Origin of the sequence: Cupriavidus sp. SK-3, assembly GCF_000611145.1 — a bacterium.
In the GTDB taxonomy this organism is placed as follows: Bacteria; Pseudomonadota; Gammaproteobacteria; order Burkholderiales; family Burkholderiaceae; genus Cupriavidus.
In genome coordinates this window covers 21,488-32,225 of the sequence record NZ_JFJV02000137.1, presented here as the reverse complement: position 1 = coordinate 32,225, position 10,738 = coordinate 21,488, and the positions used below count along the sequence as shown (strand labels likewise).

At 68.4% G+C, this 10,738-nt stretch carries 9 protein-coding genes and 1 pseudogene; 3 read left to right on the top strand and 7 right to left on the bottom strand.

Annotated elements, in window-relative coordinates; translation table 11 throughout:
- Positions 1–236 precede the first annotated feature (236 nt).
- Positions 237–680 (top strand): thioesterase family protein, encoded by a 444-nt coding sequence (locus tag CF70_RS14850; RefSeq protein WP_035865838.1) that lies wholly within the window; start codon positions 237–239, stop codon positions 678–680.
- Positions 681–785: 105 nt separating this feature from the next.
- Entirely contained in the window at positions 786–2,045 is a 1,260-nt protein-coding gene (locus CF70_RS14845; RefSeq protein ID WP_051648474.1) for a hypothetical protein, read from the top strand.
- 24 nt (positions 2,046–2,069) lie between these two features.
- On the opposite strand, the gene alkB is transcribed toward CF70_RS14845, so the two are convergent.
- The 7 genes and pseudogenes from alkB to fliF all read right to left on the bottom strand — a co-directional run bounded on the left by alkB (position 2,070) and on the right by fliF (position 9,810).
- Positions 2,070–2,723 carry a DNA oxidative demethylase AlkB gene (gene alkB / locus CF70_RS14840; protein ID WP_035865836.1) on the bottom strand — a complete coding sequence of 218 codons (654 nt, stop codon included), beginning with the start codon at positions 2,721–2,723 and terminating at the stop codon, positions 2,070–2,072.
- A 118-nt stretch (positions 2,724–2,841) separates the two neighbouring features.
- Complete coding sequence (locus tag CF70_RS37800; protein ID WP_051648468.1) at positions 2,842–3,591, bottom strand: flagellar hook-length control protein FliK; 750 nt, start codon at positions 3,589–3,591, stop codon at positions 2,842–2,844.
- A 773-nt stretch (positions 3,592–4,364) separates the two neighbouring features.
- Positions 4,365–4,808: pseudogene (gene fliJ, locus CF70_RS14830) on the bottom strand (flagellar export protein FliJ); the annotation flags it as partial.
- Positions 4,801–6,288, bottom strand: coding sequence for a flagellar protein export ATPase FliI (gene fliI, locus CF70_RS14825; protein WP_035865833.1), 1,488 nt, complete (start codon positions 6,286–6,288; stop codon positions 4,801–4,803). The gene fliI and the pseudogene fliJ, both read right to left, overlap by 8 nt.
- On the bottom strand, positions 6,281–7,126 hold the full coding sequence (gene fliH / locus CF70_RS14820; RefSeq protein ID WP_035865829.1) for a flagellar assembly protein FliH: 846 nt from the start codon (positions 7,124–7,126) through the stop codon (positions 6,281–6,283). The genes fliI and fliH overlap by 8 nt, the downstream gene beginning before the upstream one ends.
- On the bottom strand, positions 7,113–8,105 hold the full coding sequence (fliG, locus tag CF70_RS14815; protein WP_035865826.1) for a flagellar motor switch protein FliG: 993 nt from the start codon (positions 8,103–8,105) through the stop codon (positions 7,113–7,115). The genes fliH and fliG overlap by 14 nt, the downstream gene beginning before the upstream one ends.
- Positions 8,095–9,810 carry a flagellar basal-body MS-ring/collar protein FliF gene (gene fliF / locus CF70_RS14810; RefSeq protein ID WP_035865823.1) on the bottom strand — a complete coding sequence of 572 codons (1,716 nt, stop codon included), beginning with the start codon at positions 9,808–9,810 and terminating at the stop codon, positions 8,095–8,097. Before fliF ends, fliG begins: the two co-directional genes overlap by 11 nt.
- A 510-nt stretch (positions 9,811–10,320) precedes the next feature.
- Between fliF and fliE the strand changes: the two genes are divergently transcribed.
- Entirely contained in the window at positions 10,321–10,644 is a 324-nt protein-coding gene (fliE, locus tag CF70_RS14805) for a flagellar hook-basal body complex protein FliE (RefSeq protein WP_035865820.1), read from the top strand.
- The last annotated feature ends 94 nt before the right edge of the window (positions 10,645–10,738 follow it).

Here is a 10,738-nt window from a genome sequence, read left to right as displayed (position 1 = left end):
TTCCTTTGGGTGCAAAAACCAACACCGCCAATAAAATAACCAAATAACCTAAAAAGACCACCGTTTCACCCCCCAATTCCCAAAATCTAAAACACATAATTCACAAAAATCCCCAATCCACATCGAATAATCCTAGATTGAACAGCGCAGCCTGCGCCAACCCACCAGCGCGGCATCAGCCCGAACAACCGCACGTAGTGCGGATGAAACCTTACCTAGTTTTCCCCCTTAGCATCATGGCCCGCCTCAAACTCGAATTCCCCGAAGACCAGTACTGCTACTCCACCCACCTCACAGTACGCGTAACCGACATCAACTCAGCCAACCACCTCGGCAACGACTCAATGATCTCGATGATCTCCGAGGCCCGTGCCCGTTTCCTCTTCGAATTCGGCATCCAGGAAACCCAGGGCGACGGCGTCGGCATCATCGTCAGCGACCTCGCCACCACCTACCGCAACGAGGCGCACGCCCGCGACCAGTTGCTGTTCGAAGTCGGGGTGATGGATTTCAATCGATACGGTGGCGACATCACTTTCCGCATCACGCGCCCGCAGGACCAGGCGCTGGTGGCCATGGCCAAGTCCGGTTTTGTCTTTTTTAACTACCAGATCAAGAAGGTGGTACCGATGCCGGAAGCCTTCTCGCGCAAATTTGCCAAGGTCAACTGGGTCGACTGAGGCCGGGTTAGCGCGGCAGGCCGCATAGCCGGGCGCGCCGGCCGCGCGGCACAGGCGCGACATGGGGTAAGGTGTGAGCAATGCCACCCGCGCCACGCCATCGTCATGGGTTTCTTCGATTCGCTCTTCCTGCGCAAGCCGCCGCCGGACCGTTTCGCGGCGCATTTCATTGCCGCGGCCAGGCGCCAGGGTTTCGAGGGCCGCCTGGAATTCAATGCGGACGAGTTCCGGCTGGAGCACGGGCGCAATGCCTTTTTCAACCTCCACAATGCCTACCGGGCGTATTGCGAGACGCGCGGCGCACAGCGCGACAAGGCGCTGCACAGCTTCGTGGCGACCTTGTGCTCCAGCGGCCAGGCTACGCCTGCCTTGCTGTCAGAGGCCGGCCCCATGCTCCGCCCGCTGATCCGCAGCCGCTCGCTGATCGATGAAATCCGGCTGCATCACATGCGCACCGAGGGCGATGCCTCGAGCTTCCAGGCCGCCTGCCTGCCCTTCGGCGACGATTGCGTGATCCTCCTGGCGGTGGACTACCCGGAAACCACCTCGACCCTGTTGAACGGCCCCTCCGCCTCCTGGCAACTGACCCTGGACCAGGCGCTGCGGATCGCGGCCGACAACCTGCGCGACCACACCGCCGAGGCCTTCGTGCAGGTGGCTCAGGGCGTGTACCAGGGCGCCTGGAGTGATGGCTACGAGGCTAGCCGTGCGCTGCTGCCGGATGTGCTGCAGCGGGTGCCGGTGCGCGGCCGCCCGGTGTTCATGTTGCCCACCCGCGAGGTACTGCTGGTGACCGGCGACCAGGACGAAGCGGGGCAACTGCACATGGTGGAGCTGAGCCTGCAGGCTTCGCGGCAGGGCCGCACGATCTCGCCTGCCATGTTCCGCTACGGGCCCGCGGACGCCTGGCACGCGGCGCACGCCGTGCCGTCTGGCCCGGACGTGTCGCATTTCGTGCCGGCCGGCGCGCAGGCGGCACGGCATCTTGCCCACCTCAAACGGCTGTACCAAAAGGAAGAATACGACACGCAGAAGGCTGCCATCGATCGCCTGAACGAGCACGCCGGCGCTGGTGTGTTCCTGGCGAGTTACCTGCTCTACGGCCAGCAGGACGATCCCGTGGCCTCGTTTTCGGTCGCCACTTGGACCTGCGGCGTGGACACCTCGCTGCCGCGCACGGACCGTATCGCCCTGGTGCGGCCCGATGCCGACGATGCCCCGGGGAAGACGCGGGTGGTGGCATGGCAGCAGGCGCTGGCGCTGCTTGGCGATCTGGTCGAGGAAGAAGCGCTCTATCCCGTCAGGTACCGCGTACGGACCTTTCCCGACGAAAGCCGCCTGGCGCTGCTCGATGAAGCGGGCTGACGGGGACTGGTGCCGCGTCGCCCGCTAGCGTGTCTTGCGGAAGGTCAGGTTGATCCGCTCGCGCCCCAGCAGCGCGTGGTCGCCGTCCGCCAAGGGCGCGATGCCATGGAACGCCAGGCGCGCTGGGCCGCCCCAAACCACCACGTCGCCATGCGCCAGCCGCACGCGTAGCGGGCGCTCGGCGCGCCGCAGGCCGCCGAACAGGAATATGGCGGGCAGGCCGAGCGAAACCGAGACGATGGGCGCGCGCAGGTCGAGCTCGTCGCGGTCCTGGTGCAGGGAGAGGCGGGTGCCGGGCGCGTAACGGTTGAGCAGGCAGGCGTCCGGCACGAAATCCGCAAAGCCGGCAGTGGCGGCGGCTTCGCGCGCCAGGGACAGGAACGCCGCCGGCATGGCCGGCCATGGCTGGCCGCTAAGTGGATCGGCCGCTTCGTAGCGGTAGCCTGTGAGATCCGAGACCCAGCCAAACGGGCCGCAGTTGGTCATGGCCACCGACATGCGCAGGCCGCCCGGCGTGATGAGGTGGCGCCATGGCGCTTGCGCGGCAATGCCGCGCACGGCGTCCAGCAGGCTCTGGTCATGCTCGCGCGCGAAGCCGCGCAATACCACCGCGCCGGGCACGATCGGCTCGGCATGGGGTGCGTCTTGCGGCAGGGAGTCGAACAGGTCAAAGGTCATGGCGTTCTGGCGGGCGGGCGCTGCAGCCCTGCGCTAAAACGACATGGTAAGCGCGAACGCGCGTGGCTGCTGCGGGGGCTGCGGCATAGGCGCCGCAGCCCCCGTCGCCCGCGTCCGGTCAGGCGAAGGTGTCGACCTCGCCGCGCGCGAGGGTGCGCGCCACCGGCGCGGCGGGGCCGGCATTGACAGGCGCCGTGGTGGCGCCTGCCAGCGTGCCGAAGCCGTTTTGCGGGCCGCCGGGCTGGCGTTGCTGTTGCTGCTGACCGTTGCCGGCCTGGCCGGCAAAGCTGTCGGCGCCGACCGAGGTCTGGCCAAGCTGGATGCCGTTGTCCGCCAGCGCGGTGCGCAACTGCGGCAGCGCTGCTTCGACCGCGGCACGCACGGCTGCGTGGGGCGAGACGAACTGAGCCTGGGCCTGGTCGTTGACGACGTTGAGCACGACCTTGAGCGGGCCGAGATCGGGCGGGTTGAGCTGCAGCTCGGCGGTGTGGTTGCCCTGGGTCGACAGGCGCACCATCTGCTGGCCGAGCGCTTGCGGCCACTGGCCGTCGCCTACCGGCGGGGCGATCGGCAGCGAGGTGGCTGGCGACAGGCCGCCGGCGGTGGGCGCCTGGCTCGCCGCCATGGTGCTGGCGGCCATCATCGGCGTGGCGGCCACGCCGGCGGGCGCGGCTTCGGTGCTGGCCGGCTCGGCGGCGCGCATGGCTGCGGCCAGTTGTATCGGGTTGGCTGGCGCGGCGGTGGCGGCAACCTGAGGCATGCTGTCCTTGCTGGCTTCGCCAAGCTGGAGCTGGCCCTTGTACGGCTGGCCGGCGGTCTCCTGCTGCCCGGCGCCGGACTGTCCCTTGCCGGCTTGCTGGCCCGCCACTGCAGCCGCGAGGCTGGCGGCCAGGTCCGGGCTGGCCTTGGCAGCGTCGCTGGCCGGGGTGGCAGCGGGCTTGTCCGTGGCCGCGGCCTGGGTGCTGGCCGGCGTTTGCGGGGCGGGCTGCAGCGCGGCGCGCTGGGAGGCGATGGTGGCCAGCGTATCGGCTGCCGCCGAGCTTGCCGGTGCGGCGTCGTCGGGCGTGGTGGCCGCGGTGGTGGCCAGGGCGGAGGCCGTCAGGTCCTTCAGGCCGGCCTGGGTGCCCAGGGCAGCCGTGCCGGGCAGTCCGGCCGCGGCAGTTTGCGCGCCGTTGGCTGCCGGCGTGGCAGGCTGGGCTGCTTGTGGCGCCAGCAGGGCGGCAAGCGCAGCGGCGGGGGGGGGGGGGGGGGGGGGGGGGCCCCCGCCGCCACTTCCTGGCCCTGCTCGTCTTTCTTGTCCTGGCGGCGCGACGGCTTGGCAGCTACCGCGTTGCCTTGCGCGGCTTGCGTGGCTTGGGCAGGACCGTTGTCGGCGGCGGCGCCATCCTTGCCGTTTGCGTCGGCGCGGGCGGGGGCACTGTCGGCGCATTTATTGCTGCCGGCGCTCTGGTTGCTGCTGGTGCGGTCCTCGCTGCGGGCGCGCGCCAGCGCATCGCCGAACCCCTGCGGCTTCGCATCGGCGCCGCCGGTGTTGTTGGCGTTGCGCGAGGAGGCCGCCGTGCTGGCGGCATTGCTGACAATCTGGCTGATATCGATCATGTTGGGATCCGGTCTTGCTGGGCGGCTTAGCGGTGGCGGCCCGCGACTTGCAGGCGGGGGGCGCGGGCGGGCGGCGTATTCGTCGGTGTCGCGTTGTTCGCGACGCGTGCCGGCTAGGTGTTCGCGCGTCTCCGCGCGGGTAATCAGGGTGTCGAATGAGTTCTGGCGGCGTTTCTGCTGCTGCCAGTTGGCGCGCCCGGCCAGCAACTGCGCCTCGGCCCTGGCCAGCGATTCCGTCTGCTGGCGGATGGCGGTATCGAGCGAGGCCAGGAACTGCGCAAAGTCCTGCCAGCGCGTGGAGGTCATGCCGTCTTGCGCGATGGCCTGCATGCGCTCGCGGTATTCCTGCCGGTACTGGGTGAGCGCGGCCAGTTGCTGCTCCGCCTGGTTGCGCAGGCCCTGCAGCCGTCCCAGCTCGCGCGCGGCGGCATCCGTATCGTTCTGGGCCAGGTCGGCCAAGGTATTCAATGCAGATGGCTTAGCCATGTTCACTCCGTTGGAAGAGACTATGCAACTGGCCGATCGAGTCGTCGTAGCCGGCGCGCTCGTGGATGTCCTGCTGAAGGAACGCTTCCATCTGCGGATGCAGGTGAATGGCGAGATCCAGTTCCGGATCGTTGCCCGGCACATAGGCGCCCACGCTGATCAGGTCGCGGTTGCGCTGGTAGCGCGACATCAGCTGCTTGAAGCGCCGCACCGAGGCAAACTGCGGCGGCTCGATCAGCGCCGTCATGGCACGGCTGATCGAGGCCTCCACGTCGATGGCAGGGTAGTGGCCGGATTCCGCCAGGCTGCGCGATAGCACGATATGGCCGTCGAGAATGGCGCGCGCGGAATCCGCGATCGGGTCCTGCTGGTCATCGCCCTCGGTCAGCACCGTGTAGAAGGCGGTGATCGAGCCGCCGCCTTCGGGGCCGTTGCCGGTGCGCTCCACCAGCGTGGGCAGCTTGGCGAACACCGAGGGCGGATAGCCCTTGGTAGCGGGCGGCTCGCCGATGGCCAGCGCAATCTCGCGCTGGGCCATCGCGTAGCGCGTGAGCGAGTCCATGATCAGCAGCACATGGCGGCCCTGGTCGCGGAAATACTCGGCCAGGCGCGTCGCATAGGAAGCGCCCTGCATGCGCAGCAGCGGCGAGGTGTCGGCCGGCGCGGCCACCACCACGGAGCGCGCGCGCCCCTCCGGTCCCAGGATGTTCTCGATGAAGTCTTTCACTTCGCGCCCGCGCTCGCCGATCAGGCCGACGACGATCACTTCGGCGCTGGTGTAGCGCGCCATCATGCCCAGCAACACGCTCTTGCCCACGCCGGAGCCGGCAAACAAGCCCATGCGCTGGCCGCGGCCGACGGTAAGCATGCCGTTGATGGCGCGTACGCCCACATCCAGCACGGTTTCGATGGGCGCGCGCGACAGCGGGTTGATCTGCGTGCCGCCCAGCGTGACCTCGGTGGCGGCAGTGATGGGGCCCAGCCCGTCCAGCGGACGCCCGGCCGCATCGAGCACGCGCCCGAGCAGGCCTTCGCCCACGGGCAGGCGTTTCGAGCCCGGTTCGCGCGGGGCGGTGTCGCCGCTGGGCAATGGCGTGGGTTCGAGCGGATAGACGCGCGCGCCGGGCACCAGGCCCACCACGTCGGATTGCGGCATCAGGTAAAGCCGGTCGGCGCCGAAGCCGACCACTTCGGCCTCGGCCAGGCGCGGGCCGGAGGGCTTGCCGGACATCTGCCCGCCGGGCAGTTCGATCAGGCAGTCGCTGCCCACCGGCAGGCGCAGGCCCACGGCTTCCAGCACCAGGCCGGCGGCGCGGGTGAGGCGGCCGCAACTGCGCTTGCTGTCGATCTCGGCAATGCCGGCCGAGGCCGCGGCGAGCGCGTCGCGCCAGCGCTGGCCATGCAGGCCCGGCACGCCGGCAGCGGTGAAGTCCGCGGTGGAGTCCGCAGTGAAGTGCTTATGGGCCGCGCTATCAGGCATGGGGCGGCTCCCACGGGTCGTCGCGCCCAAGCGCCTTGACCACGCGGCTCCAGCGCGTGGACAGCGTGGCATCGAGTTCGCCGCTGGCGGCGCTCGCCACGCAGCCGCCGCGCGCCACCGCCGGGTCGGCACGCACGCTCCAGCCGGCGGCTTGTAGTTCGCCGGCCAGGTGGGCTTCCACCAGCGCGACATCGTCCGGGTTGAGCAGCAGGCAGGGCGAGCCCGACAGCGCAGGCTCGGCCGCCAGCAGTTCGCGCACTGCCGGCAACAGGATGGCGGGATCCGCCAGCACGGCCTGCTGCACGAGCTGGCGCGCCACATCCAGCGCCAGGGCGATCAGGGTCTGGGCCACTTCTTCGTCCACGCGTCCAAGCGAGTGGCTGAAGGTCGCGGCGAGTTGCTGCAGGTGGGCGGCTTCGCTGCGGGCGCCTTCCAGGCCGCGCGCATAACCTTCGCGGTGGCCGTCGCCGTAGCCCTGGGTCTGGCCCTGGGTATAGCCCTGGGCGTAGCCTTCCTTGCGCGCGCCTTCGCGCATGGCGTCGAGCGCGGCAAAGTCGATCGGCGGCGGCGCCGGCTCGAAGGGCAGGAACTCGGTCGGCTCCGGCTCGGCCTTGCGTGGATCCAGCGACACCATCTGCCAGCGCTGCCAGCCGTTCTTTTGCTCGCCGCGGTCCGCCGGCGCGGCAAAGCTCTCGAAGCCGGTCTCCCGTGGCGTGGCGCGGTTGCCCGCGCCGCGGCGGCCGTGGGCATTGCCGCGCTGGTCGCCGCGTGTTTCGACGTAGTCGCTGTCCGCGGCAAGGTCGCGGAACTGGCGCAGGGCACGTTCAGACGTAGGCATCGTCGCCACCACCGATTACAACTTCGCCGGCTTCGGCCAGGCGTCTTACCACCTGGAGGATGTTCTTCTGTTCGGCCTCGACCTGCGAGACCCGTACCGGGCCCAGCGCTTCGAGGTCTTCGCGCAGCATTTCGCCGGCGCGGGTCGACATATTGCGGATGAACTTGTCGCGCAGCTCCACCGGCGCGCCCTTGAGCGCGACGATGAGCGATTCCGTGGCCACTTCCTTGAGCACCCGCTGGATGCCGCGGTCGTCCACTTCGAGCAGGTTCTCGAACAGGAACATCTCGTCGATGATCTTCTGCGCGAGGTCGGCGTCGTGCAGGCGCACGCCTTCGATCACCGCTTCTTCGTGGGCCGTGCTCATCAGGTTGATGATCTCGGCCGCCGTGCGTACGCCGCCCATGCGGCTGCGCTTGAGGCTCTGGCCCGCCAGCAGCTTGGTCAGCACGTCGGTCAGTTCCTGCAACGCCCCCGGCTGCACGCCGCCGAAGGTGGCGATCCGCAGGATCACGTCCTGGCGCAGGCGCTCGGTGAACATGCCGACGATCTCGGACGACTTCTGCCGGTCCAGGTGGATCAGGATGGTGGCGATGATCTGCGGGTGTTCGTCGCGGATCAGTTCGGCCACCGAGGTGGAATCCATCCAGTTCAGCGAATCGATGCCGGCGCCCGGGTCGCGCGATTCGAGGATGTCCTCGATCACCGACAGCGCGCGTTCCTCGCCCAGCGCCTTGTTCAGCACGCTGCGGATAAAGGCGCTCGAATCGACGTTGAGCGCGAGGTACTGTTCGGTTTCCGCGCGGAACTCGGCCAGCACCGAGGACATCTGCTCGCGCGTCACCGAGTTGAGCGTGGCCATCGCCGCGCCCAGGCTCTGCACCTCGCGCGGGCCGAGGTGCTTGAATACTTCCGCTGCGGCATCTTCACCGAGCGACATCATCAGGATGGCGCTCTTCTGCAATCCTTCATCGGTCATCGCTTGACATCCAGTTCTTGATCACACTGGCAACCAGGCGCGGGTCGCGTTGCGCGGCGTCACGCACCAGGGCGAGATCGCTTTCATATTTAGCGGCGAGCCGCAGGACTTCCGGATTGGCCGGCTCTTCAGGCGGCAGCAAGATGGCTTCGTTGCTGTCGGTCTTTTCCTGTGGCGGCGGCAGCGGCGGCGCGGTGTACTTGCGCAGCACCGGGCGTGCCACCTTGAACCACACGAACAGCGCCAGCAGGGCCAGCAGCAGGTAACCCGCGCCGGTCTTGGCCAGCGCGATCATCTCGGGCTGCTTCCACAGCGGCAGTTCCGGCTTGATGTCGGTATCCGCGGTGAACGGGCTGTTGACCACGTTGAGCGAGTCGCCCCGGTCGGCCGAGAAGCCCATCGCTTCCTTGGTCAGGTTCTCGATCTGGGCAAGCTGCGCGGCGGGCAGGGCTTCGGACACGATCTTGCCGTTGGCGCCGGCCTTCTGGCGGTAGTTCACCACCACCGCCACCGACAGGCGCTTCACGCCGCCCGGTGCTTGCTGCACATGGCGCACGGTGCGGTCGAGTTCGTAGTTGGTGGTGGCGTCGTGGCGGCTGCTGCTCGGGCCGGTCTGGGCCGTGGCGGTGGCGCCGGCCTGGGCCTGGCCGGGCTGAGCCTGCTGGCCTTGCTGGCCCGGCTGCTGTCCTGGCTGGTTCGGCTGCCCCGGCCGCGGCGGCTGGGCCGTGGCGATCGGTGCCGTGGCCGGCGCGGGCGGCTGGTTGGACAGCGCGCCCGGCACGCCCCCGACCGGCGCCGCGCCTTGCTGGCTCGATTCGCTGGACTGCTGGCTGCGGATGGCGGCGCGGGTGGGGTCCTGGTTAGGCTTGAAGGACTCGTCGGTGTGCTCGACGATGGAGAAATCCACGTCGGCGGTGACTTGTGCCTTCACATTGTCCTGGCCGAGGATCGGCGCCAGGATGGCTTCGACGCGCTGCGCGTAGTTGCGCTCCAGCGCCTGCACGTACTTGATCTGGCCGGCATCGAGCATGCGCTCGTTGGTGCCGCTGCCCGACAGCAGGTTGCCGTGCTGGTCGACGATGGAGATCGATTTCGGCGTGAGTTCCGGCACGCTGGACGAGACCAGGTGGCCGATCGCGGCCACCTGGCCGTCGTCGATCGCGCGGCCCGGATAGAGCTGCAGCACGATCGAGGCAGTCGGCTTCTGGCGATCGCGCACGAACAGCGTGGGCTTGGGAATGGCCAGGTGCACGCGCGCCGACTGCACCGCGGCGATCGACTCGATCGAGCGGGCCAGCTCGCCTTCCAGGCCGCGCTGGTAGTTGACCTGCTCGGCAAACTGGCTGATGCCGAACTTCTGCGTATCCATCAGCTCCATGCCGGTGGTGCCGCTCTTGGGCAGGCCTTGCGAAGCCAGGCGGAGCCGGGTCTCGTGGACCTTCTCGGAGGGGACCATCACCGCACCGCCGCCTTCGGCGAACTTGTACGGCACGTTCATTTGCTGCAGGGAGGCGATGACGGCACCGCCGTCCCGCTCGGACAGGTTGCTGTAGAGCACCTTGTAGTCCGGCGCACGCGACCACAGCACCCCCACCGCGATGGCTGCGGCAAGGGCCGCGCCGCCCAGCATCAGAGGCAGGCGCGGGTTGGTCTTGATGCGCGCGAACAACTCGGATTTGTTCGACAGGGCTGTCACGGCGTTCATGCGCGCGCCCCCGTCATGGCCGGGCCGGCATGGGCCAGGACCGGCTGGGCCGGATGGCGGGCGCCGCTCTGGCTGCCCAGTCCACCCCGGCATGCCTGGCTAACCCTGGCTTCGGCATGGCTAAGATCACGCTGCTGACAAAACACGCGTACTCCCCGCGATAGTTGATGAGATTCGGGTCCCGGACCGGGCGCGCAAAGGCAGCGGCATCCCAGATTCGGCACGGTATCGATGATCGGTGAAGGCGGGTATCGACAATTCGGTGAATAGGCGTCGTTTTCCACCCGAATTCCCGCAATGGCCCGGCTGGGGCCGCAGGTAGGCTTCGGGGGCTGGCACTGGCGGCGCGCGCGGATGCGGTATTTGTTGTGTTGGCGGCGCATCGCGGCAGGTTTGCCGGCAGCGGCCCGGGCAGGTGCCCGGCGCAACCCTTAATGACTTTTTCTCGAACCGGTTTCCCCCGGACAGCCAGGGCTGGCCTTGGGTGGGGCGGGTTCCAAGCGGATCGCCATGACTACCATCTCTTCCATCGACGGCATGTTGCAGCAACTGCGCGGACTGGCCCAAAGCGCCACCGGGCAGGAAAGCCACGCTGCGTCCGCCGCCGCGCCGGGCAGCTTCGCCGGTGAACTGCAGCGCTCGCTGGCACGTATCAGCAGCGTGCAGGAGCATGCCTACGGCCAGGCCGAGGCGTTCGAACTGGGCAAGCCCGGCGTTGCGCTCAACGACGTGATGATCGATATGCAGAAGGCCAATGTGTCGTTCCAGACTGGGGTGCAGGTGCGGAACCGGTTGACGGCGGCTTATCAGGAAATGATGAATATGACGGTTTGAAGTCGGCCCAGTCTGTAGGGGCTCCCAAGCCCTCCAGTTTTCTATCTGTCGTGGGCCGGCCGCGCAGTGTCATTGCCTGCCACTGAGGTCCAAC